The organism is Pseudomonas abieticivorans, from assembly GCF_023509015.1.
Taxonomy (GTDB): Bacteria; Pseudomonadota; Gammaproteobacteria; order Pseudomonadales; family Pseudomonadaceae; genus Aquipseudomonas; species Aquipseudomonas abieticivorans.
Genome location: NZ_CP094975.1, coordinates 2040909 through 2058332, shown reverse-complemented (window position 1 = coordinate 2058332; position 17424 = coordinate 2040909). Strand labels below are relative to the sequence as shown.

The window sequence follows — 17424 nt, the reverse complement described above, 5'->3', positions numbered from 1 at the left end:
ATTCTCCTCAGCAGTCCAGTGGGTTGCGTTTCTCGGGGTCGATACCGAACTTCACGATGGCCTCGGCCACCACTTTAGGTTCGATGTCGCCACGGTCCGCCAGGGCTTCAAGGGCAGCCAGCACAACGAAGTGACGGTCGACTTCAAAGAAGTGACGCAGCTTCTTGCGGCTGTCGCTGCGACCGAAGCCATCGGTACCCAGGACTTTGAATTCCTTGGAAGGAACCCACTGACGAATCTGCTCGGCGAACAGCTTCATGTAGTCGGTGGAAGCGATGACCGGACCTTTACGGCCGTTCAGGCACTCTTCGACGTAGGTCAACTGTGGCTTCTGGCCCGGGTGCAGACGGTTGCTGCGCTCCACGGCCAGGCCGTCGCGGCGCAGTTCGTTGAAGCTGGTGACGCTCCATACATCGGCGCCCACGTTGAACTGCTCGCGCAGGATCTTCGCCGCTTCACGCACTTCGCGCAGGATGGTGCCGGAGCCCATCAGCTGTACGTGGTGCGCCGCTTCCTTGGTGTCTTCCTCAAGCAGGTACATGCCCTTCTTGATGCCTTCCTCGGCACCGGCCGGCATGGCTGGCTGCTGGTAGGACTCGTTCATCACGGTGATGTAATAGAAGACGTCCTGTTGCTCTTCGGTCATCTTCTTCATGCCGTCCTGGATGATCACCGCCAGCTCGTAGCCGTAGGTTGGATCATAGGTGCGGCAGTTCGGGATGGTGGCAGCCAGCAGGTGGCTGTGGCCGTCTTCGTGCTGCAGGCCTTCACCGTTCAAGGTGGTACGGCCGGCGGTGCCGCCGATCAGGAAGCCACGGGTACGGCTGTCGCCAGCGGCCCAGGCCAGGTCGCCGATACGCTGGAAGCCGAACATCGAGTAGAAGATGTAGAACGGCAGCATCGGCTGGTTGTGGCTGGAGTACGAAGTACCGGCAGCGATGAAGGAGCTCATGGCGCCTGCTTCGTTGATGCCTTCTTCAAGGATCTGACCTTTCTGGTCTTCCTTGTAGAACATCACCTGGTCTTTATCGACTGGCTCGTAGAGCTGGCCGACGGAGGAGTAGATGCCCAGCTGACGGAACATGCCTTCCATACCGAAGGTACGGGCTTCGTCCGGGATGATCGGAACGATGCGCGGGCCGATTTCCTTGTCCTTGACCAGTTGCGCCAGGATGCGCACGAAGGCCATGGTGGTGGAGATTTCGCGGTCGCCCGAACCGTCCAGGATAGCCTTGAGGGTATCGAGTGGCGGCGTCGGGATGTTGAAGCTTTTGGCGCGGCGCTGCGGGACAAAACCGCCCAGTGCGGTGCGACGCTCGCTCAGGTAGCGGGCTTCGGCGCTGTTTGGCTCTGGCTTGAAGAACGGCAGGTTCTCCAGCTCTTCGTCCTTGACCGGGATGTCGAAGCGGTCGCGGAACAACTTCAAGCTGTCGACGTCGACTTTCTTGGTGTTGTGCGCGGTGTTCTTCGCTTCGCCTGCGCCGGTGCCGTAACCCTTGATGGTCTTGGCCAGGATGACGGTAGGCTGTTCTTTGTGGTTGACCGCTTCGTGGTACGCCGCGTAGACCTTGTACGGGTCGTGGCCGCCACGGTTGAGCTTCCAGATCTCGTCGTCGGACAGGTCGGCAACCATCGCCTTGAGTTCAGGCGTGTTGAAGAAGTGTTCGCGTACGAACGCGCCGTCTTTGGCCTTGTAGTTCTGGTACTCGCCGTCGATGACTTCGTCCATGCGGCGTTGCAGTATGCCGTCGACGTCCTTGGCCAGCAGTGGGTCCCAGAAGCGGCCCCAGATGACTTTGGTCACGTTCCACTGAGCACCGCGGAACACGCCTTCCAGTTCCTGGATGATCTTGCCGTTGCCGCGAACCGGGCCGTCGAGGCGCTGCAGGTTGCAGTTGATGACGAAGATCAGGTTGTCCAGTTTCTCGCGGCCGGCCAGGGAGATGGCGCCCAGGGATTCCGGCTCGTCGCACTCGCCATCGCCCAGGAAGCACCAGACTTTTTGCTTGCCTGGCTGGATGAAGCCGCGGTGTTCCAGGTACTTCATGAAGCGTGCCTGGTAGATCGCCTGGATCGGGCCCAAGCCCATGGATACAGTCGGGAACTGCCAGAAATCAGGCATCAGCCAAGGGTGCGGATAGGACGAAAGGCCCTGGCCGTCGACTTCCTGGCGGAAGTTGTTCATCTGGTCTTCGGTGATGCGGCCTTCCATGAACGCACGGGCGTAAACGCCTGGCGAGGTGTGGCCCTGGAAGTAGATCAGGTCGCCGCCGTGTTCTTCGGTCGGGGCCTGGAAGAAGTAGTTGAAGCCGATGTCATACAGGGTCGCACTGGAAGCGAAGCTGGAGATGTGGCCGCCCAGGTCCGAATCACGCAGGTTGGTGCGCATTACCATCGCCATCGCGTTCCAGCGTACCAACGAGCGAATGCGGCGTTCCATGAACAGGTCGCCAGGCATGCGTGCTTCGTGGGTAACAGGGATGGTGTTGCGGTATGGCGTGGTGATGGCGTAGGGCAGTTGTGAGCCGCTACGGGTTGCCAATTCACCCATACGGGTCATCAGGTAGTGAGCGCGGTCTTCGCCTTCTTTGTCGAGAACCGACTCCAGGGCGTCCAGCCATTCCTGGGTTTCGACGGGATCGAGGTCTTGCATGGCTTGCTCCAGGGCGGAAAGGCTTCCAGAATCGAAGCCAGAGTTTGCGACGGCCTTGTGGGCAGACGATATAGATTCTTGGATTACCGGGAGGTTGTACCGGCGTCGTGTAGTTTTACTACATATCGCTCGCCATTTCATGTCTTGACGAACAGTCGACAGTAGTAAAACTACAGACAAAAGGCTCATGGCCTCCTGTCGACTTGTGAGGATAATCGTTATTGCGGGTAAAAAATAAGTCCTTTGCGGGTAAGGTGCGATGGTTTCTGCCGAAAAATATCAGATTTCAGCTATTTATCACTTTTGTACGACAGTCCAACCTGCCAGGTTTTATATACAACCAGTGGTTTTGGGCCTTCGCACGCCGATCAAGGATAGACCATGACCCTGCCTTCGCCGGTCGATTTGCCGGCCATTCTCCTGCCATTAGTCAGCCGTAACCGCCACTCGTTCGAGGCTGCGGTCATCACCCATTCCCTTGAGGCGCAGTTTGCAGGCTGGACGGCGCAGCGTTGGGCCGAGTTCGACCGGATCTGCGCGGCCAGCGACTTCGTGCTGCAACAGGTCACGGTCGACCCGGTGATGATGCTGGCCTTGGCCAGCAGCGGTGAACTGGACCGCAGCTTTGCCCCGGGCGAGATGTGCGCGCAGATTGCTGGCGTGGTGCAGGGCGCGCAAACCGAGGACGAACTGGGCCGAGTATTGCGCCGCCAGCGCACTCGCCAGCAGGTGCGCATCATTTGGCGCGACCTGACCCGCCAGGCCGACCTGGTGCAGACCTGCCGTGATCTGTCGGACATGGCCGATGCCTGTATCGACCAGGCTTACCAATGGCTGTACAGCCGCCATTGCCAGCAGTTGGGTACCCCCGTGGGCCGGCGCAGCGGCGAGCCGCAGCACATGGTGATTTTGGGCATGGGCAAGCTCGGCGCGGTGGAGCTGAACCTTTCGTCGGACATCGACCTGATTTTCGCCTACCCCGAGGGCGGCGAGACCCAAGGGGTCAAGCGCGCGCTGGATAACCAGGAGTTCTTTATTCGCCTGGGTCAAAAATTGATCAAGGCCTTGGACCCGATCACCGTCGACGGGTTTGTTTTTCGCGTGGACATGCGCTTGCGCCCCTACGGCTCTGCCGGTGCGTTGGTGCTCAGCTTCAACGCCCTGGAGCAGTACTACCAGGACCAAGGCCGCGACTGGGAACGCTACGCCATGATCAAGGCGCGCGTGGTGGCGGGTGACCAGTTGGCCGGTGCGCAATTGCTCGACATGCTGCGCCCGTTCGTTTATCGCCGCTACCTGGACTTCTCTGCCATCGAAGCGCTGCGCACCATGAAGCAGTTGATCCAGCAGGAGGTGCGGCGCAAGGGCATGGCCGAGAATATCAAGCTGGGCTCGGGCGGCATCCGCGAGGTGGAGTTCATCGCCCAGGCGTTCCAGCTCATTCATGGCGGGCGTGACCTGAGCCTGCAACAGCGGCCGCTGCTCAAGGTACTGGCCACGCTGGAAGGCCAGGGCTATCTGCCGCCAGCCGTGATCGCCGAGATGCGCGAAGGCTATGAGTTCTTGCGTTACACCGAACATGCCATCCAGGCCATTGCCGACCGGCAGACGCAGATGCTGCCCGACAGTGATCAGGACCGCGCGCGCATTGCCTTCATGATGGGTTTTGCCGATTGGGCGGCCTTCCATGAAAAACTGATGTATTGGCGCGGGCGCATCGACTGGCACTTCCGCCAAGTGATCGCCGACCCGGATGAAGAGGAAGGCGACGATGGCGGCGACGTCATGGTCGGTGGCGAATGGCTGCCGCTGTGGGAAGAACAGCAGAATGAAGAAGCCGCCTGTCGCCAGCTTGAAGAGGCCGGGTTCAACGACGCGCCCAAGGCGCTGAAACAGCTCGCCGGCCTGCGCGCCAGCCCGCAACTGCGCGCCATGCAGCGCCTGGGTCGCGAGCGCCTGGATGCCTTCATTCCACGCTTGCTGGCCCAGGCTGTGGAGCATGCCGCACCCGACCTGGTGCTGGAGCGGGTGCTGCCGCTGGTCGAGGCCGTGGCGCGCCGCTCGGCGTACCTGGTGTTGCTCACCGAAAACCCGGGGGCCCTGCGCCGCCTGTTGACCCTGTGCGCCGCCAGCCCATGGATCGCCGAGCAGATCACGCGCTTCCCATTGTTGCTCGACGAGTTGCTCAACGAAGGCCGGTTGTTCAATCCGCCCCTGGCACCGGAACTGGCCGCCGAGCTGCGCGAGCGCCTCACGCGCATCCCCGAGGACGACCTGGAGCAGCAAATGGAGGCCTTGCGGCACTTCAAGCTGGCCCACAGCCTGCGGGTGGCCGCATCGGAAATCGCCGGCAGCCTGCCCCTGATGAAAGTCAGCGACTACCTGACCTGGCTGGCCGAAGCCATCCTTGAACAAACCTTGCGCCTGGCCTGGCGCCAGAGCGTGGCCCGCCATGGCCTGCCGCAACGTACCGACGGCAGCCCGTGCGACCCGGGCTTCATCATTGTCGGCTACGGCAAGGTCGGCGGCATCGAGTTGGGTCATGGCTCGGACCTTGACCTGGTGTTCATTCATGACGGCGACCCGAACGCCGAGACCGATGGCGCCAAGCCGATCGACGGCGCGCAGTTCTTTACTCGCCTGGGCCAGCGGATCATCCACTTGCTGACCACCCAGACCAACTCCGGGCAATTGTATGTACGTGGACATGCGCCTGCGGCCGTCCGGGGCCTCGGGCCTGTTGGTCAGTTCCCTGAGCGCGTTTCAGCGTTACCAGGAAAACGAAGCCTGGACCTGGGAACACCAGGCCCTGGTGCGGGCGCGGGTATTGGTAGGCTGCCCGAACGTGGGCACAGGTTTTGAAAAAGTCCGCGCCCAGGTATTGGGCCGCGAACGTGATTTGCCCAAGTTGCGCGCCGAAGTCAGCGAGATGCGCGCCAAGATGCGCGACAACCTCGGCACCAGGGCCACGGCTGCCGGCACCGGGCCCAATGCCTTCGAGGCCAGCGCGCCCTTCGATATCAAGCAGGATGCCGGTGGTATCGTCGATATTGAATTTATGGTGCAATACGCGGCCTTGGCGTGGTCCAGAGAACATCCGGCCCTGCTGCGTTACACCGATAACATCCGCATCCTGGAAGGGCTTGAAGAGGCCGGCCTGATGGCCGCCACCGATGCCAGCCTGCTGCGCGAGGCCTACAAGGCCTACCGCTCCGCCGCGCACCGGCAGGCTTTGCAGAAAGAGGCCGGGGTCATCGGTGCCGACCAGTTCAGTGCCCAGCGTCGGGAAGTGTTGCGGATTTGGGCCCAGTTGGGGCTTGCCTGACCAGAAGGCGTACACTGGTCAGTCAACGCCTGAATAAAAGACAAGACGGGGAGGCCAGGCTGTGGAACACCAGCCTGCTGCCTCCTCGGTCGTTTCTGGAATAAGCATGAGAATTTTGATCATTGGGCCCAGTTGGGTCGGTGACATGGTGATGGCCCAGACACTCTTCGAGTGCCTCAAGCAACGTCACCCAGACAGCGTGATCGACGTGTTGGCCCCCGAGTGGAGCCGGCCGATCCTCGAACGCATGCCCCAGGTGCGCCAGGCCTTGAGCTTTCCGCTTGGCCACGGCGCGTTGGAATTGGCAACGCGGCGCAAGATCGGCAAGTCCCTCAAGGGCCAGTACGATCAAGCCATTTTGCTGCCCAACTCGCTGAAGTCGGCGCTGGTGCCGTTCTTCGCCGATACCCCCAAACGTACCGGTTGGCGTGGCGAGTTCCGCTATGGCCTGCTCAACGACGTGCGCACCTTGGACAAGGCTCGCTACCCGCTGATGATCGAGCGGTTCATGGCCTTGGCCTTCGAGCCGGGCGTTGATTTGCCCAAACCGTACCCGCGCCCGGCATTGCGCATCGAGCCTGCCAGCCGCGAAGCCGCGTTGGCCAAGTTCGGCCTGGCGCTGGACCGCCCGGTGCTGGCGCTGTGCCCTGGCGCGGAGTTTGGCGAGTCCAAGCGCTGGCCGTCGGAGCACTATGCCAAGGTCGCCGAAATCAAGATCCGCGAAGGCTGGCAGGTGTGGTTGTTTGGCTCCAAGAACGACCATGGAGTGGGTGAGTCGATCCGCGAGCGACTGATCCCGGGCCTGCGCGAGGAGTCGGTGAACCTCAGTGGCGAAACGTCGCTTGCCGAAGCCATCGACCTGATGTCGTGCGCCGATGCCGTAGTGTCCAACGATTCGGGCCTGATGCACGTGGCGGCGGCGCTGAACCGCCCGCTTGTGGCCGTGTATGGGTCCACCTCGCCCGGCTTCACCCCGCCGTTGGCCGACCAGGTGGAAGTGGTGCGCCTGGGCCTGGATTGCAGCCCGTGTTTCGAACGCACCTGCAAGTTCGGCCACTACAATTGCCTGCGCCTGCTGGAACCCCAGCGCGTCGCCGAGGCCCTGCAGAAGATCGAAGGGCCGGCTGCGGTCGAAATCATCGTTGGGGTCGAGTAAGTTGCGGGTACTGTTGATCAAGACATCTTCGCTGGGGGACGTGATCCACGCCCTGCCCGCGCTGACCGACGCCATGCGTGCCATCCCCGGCATCCGGTTTGACTGGGTGGTGGAGGAGGGGTTTGCGGAAATCCCGTCCTGGCACCCGGCGGTGGATAACGTCATCCCGGTGGCCATCCGCCGTTGGCGCAAGAACCTCTGGGAAACGTTCCGGAGCGGTGAATGGCGCCGCTTCAAGCAAATCCTGGGCAAGCATCACTACGACCTGGTGATCGATGCCCAGGGGCTGGTCAAAAGTGCCTGGCTGACCCGTTACGTCAAGGCGCCGATTGCCGGGCTCGACAGCCGATCGGCGCGCGAGCCCCTGGCCAGCCGTTTTTACGACCGGCGCTTGGCCGTGGGCCGTGGGCAGCATGCCGTGGAGCGTTTGCGCCAATTGTTTGCCGTGGCGCTGGGCTACGACCTGCCCAAGGGCTTGGGTGACTATGGGCTCAACCGTGCGCGGCTGGTCGAGAAAACGCCCGCCACACCGTTCGTGCTGTTCCTGCATGGCACCACTTGGGACACCAAGCACTGGCCCGAAATCTATTGGCGGGAAATGGCCGAGCGCCTGGGTGCCGCCAATATCGAGGTGCGCCTGCCCTGGGGCAACCTGGCCGAGCACCAGCGCGCCGAACGTATTGCCGCAGGCTTGAAAAACGCCGTGGTACTGCCCAAATTGAACCTGGCGGGGGTGGCCAGGGTGCTGGCCCAGGCCAAGGCCTGCGTGGCCGTGGACACCGGGCTGGGGCACTTGGCGGCAGCGCTGGACGTGCCGACCATTTCGCTGTTCGGCCCCACCAACCCGGGGCTCACCGGTGCCTACGGCAAGGGCCAGGTGCACCTGGGCAGCGACTTCCCGTGCGCACCGTGCCTGCAAAAAAAATGTACTTATCAGCCGACGCCGGAAGACCAGCGTCGGTTCGATCTCAAGCGCGAGTGGCCTTTGTGCTTCACTCGCCTGAATCCCGAGCGTGTGGCGAGCCGACTAAGCGCATTGTTACTGGCTGAGGATCTTCGTTGATGCAACTGGCGTTTGTGCTTTACAAGTATTTCCCGTTTGGCGGGCTGCAGCGCGATTTCATGCGCATTGCCCTGGAGTGCCAGGCGCGCGGGCACACGATCCGCGTCTATACCCTGATTTGGGAAGGCGACGTGCCGCCCGGCTTCGAGGTGCTGGTGATCCCGGTCAAGGCCTGGTCCAACCACAGCCGCAACATCAAGATGAGCGCCTGGATGCAGGCCGACCTGGCCAAGCGCCCGGTCGACCGCCTGATCGGCTTCAACAAGATGCCGGGCCTGGACGTGTATTACGCGGCCGATGGCTGCTACGAAGACAAGGCCCAGACCCTGCGCAACCCGCTGTACAAGCGCTGGGGCCGCTATCGCCATTTCGCCGAGTATGAGCGCGCGGTATTCGATCGCGCGTCCAAAACCGAGATCCTGATGATCTCCGAAGTGCAGCAGCCGTTGTTCATCAAGCACTACGGTACCCAAGTGGAGCGCTTCCACCTGCTGCCACCCGGCATCACCCACGACCGCCGCGCGCCAGCCAATGCACCGCAGATCCGCGCCGAGTTCCGCGAGGAGTTCAAGCTCAAGGCAGATGACTTGCTGTTGGTGCAGATTGGCTCCGGGTTCAAGACCAAGGGCGTGGACCGCAGCCTCAAAGCCTTGGCCGCGCTGCCTTCGGAACTTAAAAAGCGTACCCGGCTGTATGTCATCGGCCAGGACGAGCCCAAATATTTCCAGTTGCAGGCCGCAGCCCTTGGCGTGAGCGATCAGGTCGAGATTATGAAGGGCCGCAGCGACATCCCGCGTTTTCTGTTGGGCGCTGACCTGTTGATCCACCCCGCGTACAACGAAAACACCGGTACCGTGCTGCTAGAAGCGTTGGTAGCGGGTTTGCCGGTGCTGGTATCGGCAGTGTGCGGCTATGCCCATTACATAGCCGAAGCCGACGCCGGCCGGGTGCTCGACGAGCCGTTCGAGCAAAGCCAGTTGAACGCCTACCTGGCGCAGATGTTGACCGATGACGGCGCCCGCGCAGCGTGGGGCCGCAACGGGTTGGCATTTGCCGAGACGGCTGACCTCTACAGCATGCCGCAGCACGCGGCCGATGTGATCCTCGCGGAGCCGCGCTCATGAAGCTGATGCTGGCCGAACCCTTCAAACGCCTGTGGGCCGGGCGCGACCCCTTCGTCGAGGTCGAAGCGCTGCAGGGCCAGGTGTACCGCGAGCTGGAAGCACGACGCACGCTGCGCACCGAGGTCGATGGGCGCGGGTATTTCGTCAAGATCCACCGCGGCATCGGCTGGGGCGAGATCTTCAAGAACCTGTTCACCGCCAAGCTGCCGGTGCTCGGCGCCGGCCAGGAATGGAAAGCCATCCAGCGCCTGCACGAAGTCGGTGTACCGACCATGACCGCCGTGGCCTACGGCGAGCGCGGCAGCAACCCGGCCGACCAGCATTCGTTCATCGTGACCCAAGAGCTGGCGCCTACCGAGAGCCTGGAAGACTACAGCATCAATTGGCGCACCCAGCCGCCGCAGCCACGGCTCAAGCGCGCGCTGATCGCCGAAGTGGCGCGCATGACCGGCATGATGCACCGCGCAGGCGTCAACCACCGCGACTGCTACATCTGCCATTTCTTGCTGCACACCGACAAACCGGTGACTGCCGATGACTTCAAACTGTCGGTGATTGACCTGCACCGTGCGCAAACCCGTGCCAGCATCACCACCCGCTGGCGCGACAAGGACCTGGCCGCACTGTACTTCTCGGCGCTGGACATCGGCCTGACCCAACGTGACAAGCTGCGCTTCCTGCGTGGCTACTTCCAGCAGCCGTTGCGCCAGATCCTGAAGGACGAAGCCGCGTTGCTCGGCTGGCTGCAAACCAAGGCCAACAAATTGTACGATCGCAAATTGCGCTACGGGGATGCGCTCTGATGGCGGGTTGGAACCTCAAGCCTGCCTACGCCCACCTGCATGCCGACTTCGGCACCCTGGAGGCGGTGTTCGCGCTGCAAGGCGAACGGCTGACCCGCGACCCCTTGTCAGAAGTGGTGCGCGTGCAGCGCGATGGCGTCAACTACTACGTCAAACGCTATGTGGGGGCAGGCAAGGGCCTGCGCCGCTACCTGGGCCGGCCACGGGTCAAGTCCGAGTGGCAGAACCTCAAGCGCTTTGCCGAGTGGGGCATCCCCACCGCTGAAATCGTTGCCCACGGCCTGGAGCGGCGCGGGGCGGCATTCGGCCGTGGCGCACTGATCACCCGCGAACTGCCGCGTACCGAAGACCTGTCGGCACTGGCCGAACGCAACGATGCGCGCCTGGCGGACCGGGCCTGGGTCGATGGCATCAGCCGGCAGTTGGCGACCTATACCCGCACCATGCACGATAACCACTTCACCCATAACGACCTGAAGTGGCGCAACCTGCTGGTGGACGACCAAAACACGCTGTTTTTTATCGACTGCCCCAACGGCGCGTTCTGGGTCAGCTTCTGGCTACGCTATCGCATTACCAAGGACTTGGCCTGCCTGGACAAGGTAGCCAAATACAAGCTGTCCCGCACCCAACGGCTGCGCTTTTACCTGCAATACCGCAGGCGCGAGCGCCTGAATGCATCGGACAAGCTGCGTATTCGGCATATCGTCACGTTTTTCGAGGGGCGCGAATGAGCGATTTCTTTGCAAGTGCCGAGCAATCGCTGCTCGAGCGCCATGGCCTGGCTGACTTCGATCAGTTGTGGCAAGTGCAGTTGGATGCGGTGGACGAGCCCAACACCGAGCGCGGCGGCTGGAGCAGCGTCTACCGCCTGGAGCTGGAGGGCCGTGGCTTTTACCTCAAGCGCCAGAGCGGTTACTTGACCCGTACCTTGCACCATCCGCTGGGCGAGCCGACCTTTTCCCGCGAGTTTCGCAACATTAGCCGCTACCAGAAGCTCGGTATCCCGGCGTTGCAGGCGGTGTACTACGGCCAGCGCAAAGTGAACGGCGAGATGCGCGCGATTCTCATGACCCGTGCGCTGGACGGTTGGACCGACCTGCATGAACTGTTGCAGCGCTGGGGTGATTTCGACCCGGCGCAGCGCCAGGCCATCGTGGCTGCCTGCGGTGAACTGGCGCGCACGCTGCACGACGCAGGGCAAGTGCATGGCTGCTTCTATCCCAAGCACATCTTCCTGCGCGCCCGTGGCGAAGCCTTTCAGGCGCAGTTGATTGATCTTGAAAAAACGCGCCCGCGGCTGTTTGGCCAGCGTGATCGGGTCAAGGACCTGGAGCCGCTGTTCCGCCGTGCCGATGCCTGGGGCGAAACCGAGGTACGGCAGTTTTTGGCGGTATACCTGCGTGCGCCACAAGACAGCCCGCTGTTGCAGGCCTGGGTCGGCCGCTTGCACAAGCGTCGCCAGCATAAGGGAGCCCATTGATGCGCCTGTCGCAACTCAAGGACGCCGGCCGCACACCGGCACTGCCGCTCACGCTGGAGCTGGCCGACGCTGCGGGCCCGGGCAACCTGCAGGTGCTTAGCCTACTGCGTGTATTGCCCGGCCAGCGTTACGTGGGCGCCGCGGTGTGGCGCGGTCGGCCGGTGCTGGCAAAATTGTTGGTAGGCAGCAAGGCCGCGCGGCACTTTCAGCGTGAGCGTGATGGTGTTCGATTGCTGGCCGAGCAAGGCCTGACCACGCCGTTGCTGCTGGCCGAAGGCTTGCAAGACGGCGAAGGCGGCTGGCTGCTGTTCGAATTTCTGGAAGGCGCGCAAAGCCTGGCGCAAGCCTGGGCCAGCGTTGAACACCTGCCGCCGCTGGCCGATGAGCAGACCCAAGTACTGGGTGAGGCCCTGGCCGCAGTGGCACAGATGCACGCCAAGGGCCTGTGGCAGGAAGACCTGCACCTGGACAACCTGCTGCGCCTAGGCGGCCAGTTGTACCTGATCGACGGCGCCGGCATTTGCGTCGAAGACGCAGGCAAACCGCTGTCACGTCCGCGAGTGTTGCAGAATCTGGGGGTGTTTTTCGCCCAGTTGCCTAAAGCCTTCGAGCCGTATACCGAAGAGCTGCTGGTGCAGTACCTGATGGCCAATGGCGAACATGCGTTGCCCCTGGAAGCCTTGCAGAAACAGATCGACAAGGTGCGCAGTTGGCGGCTCAAGGACCTGCTGAGCAAGGTGGGCCGCGAGTGTTCGTTGTTCAGCGTGAGCCGCGGCGCCTTTGGCCTGCGGGCCATGCGCCGGGAAGAAGAGCCAGCCATGCTGGCGCTGCTGGCCGATGCCGACACGCAGCTCATGCAAGGCACGCTTTACAAGACCGGTGGCGCCGCCACGGTCGGCCGGGTCGAGTTGCAAGGGCGTACGCTACTGGTAAAGCGCTACAACATCAAAGGCCTGATGCACTGGTTCAAGCGCTTCTGGCGGCCAAGCCGGGCCTGGCACTCGTGGGTGGAGGGCAACCGCCTGACCTTCCTCGGCATCGCCACGCCCAAGCCGCTGGCCGTGCTGGAAAAGCGCTTCCTGTGGCTGCGCAGCACCGCGTACCTGGTGACCGGACACCTGGCCGGCCCCGACCTGATGCGCCGCTTCGAGCCGCACATCGACACCGGGGCGGTGCCTGAGCAGGAGTTGTTGGCACTGGACCAACTGTTCGCCAAGCTAATCGGCGAGCGCATCAGCCATGGTGACCTGAAGGGTTACAACCTGTTCTGGCACGAGCAGCGCTGGGCGCTGATCGACCTGGACGGGGTGTGCCAGCATTCGAGCGCCAGTAGCTTTGCGCCAGCCTATGCACGCGACCGTGCGCGGTTCTTGCGCAACTGGCCGGTGGGCAGTGCGCTGCATCAATTGCTGGATGCGCGGTTGCCCAAATCCGCTTCCTGACCCCGTAGGGGCGGATTTATCCGCAAAAGGCCGCTGTGGTTTAACAGTACACCGCAGCGGCCTTTCGCGGATAAATCCGCTCCTACGGGCTGGGGTTAGAAGCCGTACTCGACCCCCGCCCCCGCGTACCACGAGCGCCCCGGCGCGGCCTCGTAATAGCGCTTGTTGCTGTCGCCGACGATTACCGAGCCCACGTACTGGCGGTCCAGTAGGTTGTCCAGCCGCAAGGTCTGGTGGAAGGTCCAGTGGTCGACCTTCTGCTCGAACCGCGTGCGCCAGTTGAATACCGCATAAGCCGGTGCGGCCTTGTCCTGGTTGGTGTCTTCCACGTACACCTGGCTGCGGTACATGCCCTCCAGGGCGGTGCTTAGCCAATCGCGCGGCTGCCATTTCAGCTCGCCGAACAAGGTGTTCTTCGGCACGCCCGGCAGGTAGTTGCCCTTGTCGATCTGCTTGGCGGTGGTACCGCTGCCGCTGATGAAGTCGCTGTCGTAGGTGGCTTCCAGGTGCGTATAGGCCAGTTGGGTGCTCCACTGTTCGCTCAATTGGCTGTCCAGGGAAATTTCTACGCCGCGGCGCAGGGTTTTGCCGGCATTCTGGTAGCTGGTGCGCCCGCCGGTGGATTCGTCCACCACCAGTTCATCGTCGGTGCTGATCTGGAACAGCGCTGCATTGATGCGCGTGTCTTCGGCAATGCGCGCTTTCAGGCCGATTTCGTATTGCTTGCTGGTGGACGGCTTGAGGGCGAAGTTGAAGCCTTCGGCATTGCCCGGTGCGTAGGCCATCTCGGCCTGGGTCGGGGTTTCGAAGCCCTTGCCGACGCTGACGTAGCCGTGCAGGTTTTCGGTAAAGGCATACATCGCGCTGAACGACGGCGAGTTCTGCTGGTACTTCTTGTTGCCGCTGGCATCGCCGTTGCTCAGGAAATGATCATCCACGTCCATCTGCATGGTGCTGTGGCGCACGCCCGCTTGAAAGGTCCAGTCGCCCAAGGCCCAGTTGGCCTGCACGAACGGGTCCAGGCTGGTAGCGGTGTCGATTTCGTCGCGAGCCATGGCGCCTTTCACGCCCAGGGTGTTGCCCACGTAGTTCTGGTAGCCCTGGCGGTCGTCTTGGCTGCGGTCGTAATCAAGGCCGGCGATTACTTTCAACTCGCCGGGCGCGCTGAGTATCGGTTGTACCCAGTGCAGGCTGCCACCGTAGAAGGTGCGGTCGAAGGCCACCACGCCACCGCCGCGCGTATCGGCCGGGGTGCCCTTGGGGATCGACAGGTACTGGATCACGTTGCGCGTGCCGTAGTAGCTGGTGAGCTGCAACGTGGCGTCGCCAATGTAGCGCTCGTAATTGAGGCCCAGTTGCTGGTGGTCAATGCTTTTGCGGGTGTTGTAGGTCAGGGCGTTGGTGGCCACCGAGCGCGGGTCGGCCTTATAGGCATCCCAACTCTGGCCCAGCGGGTCTTGGGTGCCGTTCTGTTCCAGGCTGCTGTAGATCAGCGCCATCTTGCTATCGTCGTCGGGCTTGAAGTTGACCTTGGCGAAGGTGGTGTCGCGGCGCGCGGCGCTGTGGTCGCGGTAGCCGTCGGTGTCCATGCGCGAGGCGTCCAGCACGAAGCCGACATCCTCGGCGGCGCCTTCGGCGTACACATGGTTCTTGCTCATGCCGTCGCTGCCCACCAGGGTTTCGGCGCCCAGCCTTGGCGCGCCTTCGCCGTCGCGGGAGAACATCTGGATCACCCCGCCGGCGTTGCTGCCGTACAGCGTGGCAGCTGGGCCGCGCAGCACTTCGATGCGATCAGCGGTGTCCAGGTTGAACGTCGCCGCCTGGCCTTGGCCGTCCGGGGTGCTGGCGGGGATGCCATCGGCGATCAGCTTCAGGCCGCGCACGCCAAAGGCTGAGCGTGCGCCAAAGCCTCGGGAAGATATTTGCAGGTCCTGCGCGTAGTTCTGGCGGTTTTGCACCACCAGACCCGGCACCCGTTGCAGTACTTCGGAGGCGTTGATGCCCAATTGGCCGTCGCGAATCTGCTCGCGGCTGACGCTGTTAACCGAATACGGCAGGTCAAAGGTGCTGGTCTCGCTGCGCGAACCGGTCACTACGCTTGAATCCAGTACGATGACCGGCGTATCGGCATGGGCAAGGGGGCTAGCCAGCAACAGGCTGGTGAGCAGGCTGCGGCGACGCAGAAAGGGTGGGATCATGGAGGAAGGCAGTCCAGAAATTGTCTATGTACTAATCGGTACAAGTTTACCAACTCCGCGACACCTCTGAGGAACGGATTTATCCGCGAAGGGCGCGCCACGGTTCACCTGCGCAGCGGGTATCAGCAGGCGCCCAGGGTCAAGCCCCACCGAAATGTATCTCCGCTCGCGAAGTCACGGTGGCTCACGCTGCAAGGTAAGTTGCTTGGCCCAAGCAGGCAGCGGTACTGCGGCGCCTAACAGAATGGATTGGAGCGATGCGTAACTTGCAGGGTAATAAGTTTGGTGGCGTTGCATGGCATTGCCTGCAGTGCGCAGAAGTTTTTCTGTGAGCCGCGGCGATTATTTACATTCAATTCAGCGCCATCGTTCAAGGTCCAGAAGTCCGCAGTGTTGTTACTGTTCATGGGTACAGATGAGCAGTTTGGCGCTAATGGGTAGTTGAAGATGTAAATTATTATTTGAGGTGTTGGACTTATTTTTCTGATGTTATGAATGGTTTTTTTGAAACGAAAATTACCATTTACACTGGCGGAAAATATTTATTCTTTTCTGGACTTATAACGGCCATCAGCTAGTTTTTTATACGTGTTGGCTTGGTCTATTGCGCGGTTTTTAAAGTGCCTTTCATGTCGCTTGCTACTGTGCGCCGTGCAGTGCTGTTTACTGTTTCCAGCTATTAATTATAGTGGGGAAGAATAAGTGAAAGAGTTCAAGGCCTATGCGCCTTTGCCACAGGTGGCAGTTCGGCTTCCCTGCAGGCTACGGTCTTGAACGGCGCGCTGGCGACCGCCCCTTGGCCGGCACCCAGGGTGCTCGAGGCGGTGCAGAACCCCGATCAGCTGCCTGCGATGAGTGCGCAAAATGGCGCCACGGCCCAGGTTCGCTACGATGACATGCGCGCCAGTGATCTGATTGCGGTGCTGTGGCTGGGCACCGCCGGCCCCGGCACGCCGGACCTGGCGCCTATCAATGGCAGCGTGATGGGGTTTGTCGATGTGTCGGTACCGGTCTCTGCGATCGCCGCGAACCTGGGTAAGTCGGTCACCTTGTTTTACGCGGTGCTGCGTGACGGCGAACAGTACACCTCGGACATCCTTGACTTGGCAGTGCTGGCCCTTTCCCAGGCCGACCTCACCGCGCCCACGGTGCCGCAAACCAACGGCACCTTGGTGCTGGACCTCAACGCCTTCATCGGGGATGCGCAGGTGCTGGCCGTGCGCTGGCCGTTGATTACCGCAGGCCAGAGAATCTGGCTGCGAGCCATGGGCACGGCCAGCGACGGGACCGCCAGGGTGATCACATTGGCGGCGGGCCGCGTAATTACCCCGCAGGAATTTGCGCAAGGTTTGAACATTACCCTGCCTCGGGTCGACCTTCAGGGGCTGCTGGCACCTTCCCCCCTGGCTATAGAGTTGAAAGTCAGCTTCGATGGCAGCCTGCCGGAGCATCTGGCGCAGGCTTTTCCATCGTTGCCACTGACGCTCCAGGCGTCAGGCCCGATTACCGCGCCAAGGCCAATTGTCGTGGAGGCGCCTACCGACTACTTGAACTTCCCGGATATCTACGACAGCGATTTCATTCATGTTCGCGTGCCTATTTTTACCGGTATGGCGGGTACTACGATTCGGGTCCGATGGTCACACGATGCCATCGTCTATTGGTCAGAAATCGTCGAGGTCACGACTCCACGCATTATCGACTTCCCGGTTCCGCGCCTTGAGGTGGTGGACGTGATAGGCCGCTCCGCGCTCATCGAGTACACGGTTTACCGGGGCGGGGTGCTGATGGCGACCTCGGCCAAGTTCACTTTGCGCGTCAGCCCGCAACCCATCGACTTGCCTGCGCCGCGCATCTCTGCGAATAACCAGGTGGTGTCGGTGACCTACCCGGCGCTGGCTAGCGGGCAATCGGCTCGGGTGCGCTGGACCGGCGTGGTCGTGCATGACACCGGCCACCAGAATGTGGTTACCGGCAGGGTTGAGCAATTCAACATTCCTGCGGCCTGGATCACGGAGAACCGCGGCAAAACTGTGTTGATCAACTACAGCGTACTGCGGCGCATACCCGGCGAAACATTGCTGTTTTCGCGGGTATGGCGAATCACGCTCTAGGTCAATAACAGGCCATGACTGGGGCGATTGGCGCCCAATTCATGATCACTTTTTTACTTGCAC

The 17424-nt window shown here is 62.0% G+C and carries 10 protein-coding genes and 1 pseudogene; 9 read left to right on the top strand and 2 right to left on the bottom strand.

Annotation, left to right across the window (positions count from 1 at the left end; all coding sequences use genetic code 11):
* Window positions 1–7: 7 nt before the first annotated feature.
* The gene (gene aceE, locus L9B60_RS09245) at window positions 8–2653 is read right to left on the bottom strand and encodes a pyruvate dehydrogenase (acetyl-transferring), homodimeric type (protein ID WP_249678184.1); all 2646 of its coding nucleotides are present in this window, start codon (window positions 2651–2653) and stop codon (window positions 8–10) included.
* 381 nt (window positions 2654–3034) lie between these two features.
* Here aceE and glnE point away from each other — a divergent pair.
* The 8 genes and pseudogenes from glnE (at window position 3035) to L9B60_RS09205 (ending at window position 13049) form a co-directional block, all read left to right on the top strand.
* Window positions 3035–5978 (top strand): annotated as a pseudogene (glnE, locus tag L9B60_RS09240) (bifunctional [glutamate--ammonia ligase]-adenylyl-L-tyrosine phosphorylase/[glutamate--ammonia-ligase] adenylyltransferase).
* Window positions 5979–6084: 106 nt separating this feature from the next.
* The gene (gene waaF / locus L9B60_RS09235) at window positions 6085–7134 is read left to right on the top strand and encodes a lipopolysaccharide heptosyltransferase II (protein ID WP_249678183.1); all 1050 of its coding nucleotides are present in this window, start codon (window positions 6085–6087) and stop codon (window positions 7132–7134) included.
* Between the two features lies 1 nt (window position 7135).
* The gene (gene waaC, locus L9B60_RS09230; protein WP_249679695.1) at window positions 7136–8197 is read left to right on the top strand and encodes a lipopolysaccharide heptosyltransferase I; all 1062 of its coding nucleotides are present in this window, start codon (window positions 7136–7138) and stop codon (window positions 8195–8197) included.
* Window positions 8197–9321 carry a glycosyltransferase family 4 protein gene (locus tag L9B60_RS09225; RefSeq protein WP_249678182.1) on the top strand — a complete coding sequence of 375 codons (1125 nt, stop codon included), beginning with the start codon at window positions 8197–8199 and terminating at the stop codon, window positions 9319–9321. Before waaC ends, L9B60_RS09225 begins: the two co-directional genes overlap by 1 nt.
* Entirely contained in the window at window positions 9318–10124 is an 807-nt protein-coding gene (gene rfaP, locus L9B60_RS09220; RefSeq protein ID WP_249678181.1) for a lipopolysaccharide core heptose(I) kinase RfaP, read from the top strand. Before L9B60_RS09225 ends, rfaP begins: the two co-directional genes overlap by 4 nt.
* Complete coding sequence (locus tag L9B60_RS09215; protein ID WP_249678180.1) at window positions 10124–10858, top strand: lipopolysaccharide kinase InaA family protein; 735 nt, start codon at window positions 10124–10126, stop codon at window positions 10856–10858. The genes rfaP and L9B60_RS09215 overlap by 1 nt, the downstream gene beginning before the upstream one ends.
* Window positions 10855–11607 carry a lipopolysaccharide kinase InaA family protein gene (locus tag L9B60_RS09210; RefSeq protein ID WP_249678179.1) on the top strand — a complete coding sequence of 251 codons (753 nt, stop codon included), beginning with the start codon at window positions 10855–10857 and terminating at the stop codon, window positions 11605–11607. The genes L9B60_RS09215 and L9B60_RS09210 overlap by 4 nt, the downstream gene beginning before the upstream one ends.
* Window positions 11607–13049, top strand: a complete 1443-nt coding sequence (locus L9B60_RS09205; protein WP_249678178.1) for a lipopolysaccharide kinase InaA family protein — start codon at window positions 11607–11609, stop codon at window positions 13047–13049. The genes L9B60_RS09210 and L9B60_RS09205 overlap by 1 nt, the downstream gene beginning before the upstream one ends.
* Window positions 13050–13144: 95 nt before the next feature.
* Here the strand turns inward: L9B60_RS09205 and L9B60_RS09200 are convergent, their stop codons facing one another.
* Entirely contained in the window at window positions 13145–15247 is a 2103-nt protein-coding gene (locus L9B60_RS09200) for a TonB-dependent receptor family protein (RefSeq protein WP_249678177.1), read from the bottom strand.
* Between the two features lie 770 nt (window positions 15248–16017).
* On the opposite strand from L9B60_RS09200, the gene L9B60_RS09195 reads away from it, so the two are divergent.
* Window positions 16018–17361 (top strand): hypothetical protein, encoded by a 1344-nt coding sequence (locus L9B60_RS09195; protein ID WP_249678176.1) that lies wholly within the window; start codon window positions 16018–16020, stop codon window positions 17359–17361.
* Window positions 17362–17424 lie beyond the last annotated feature (63 nt).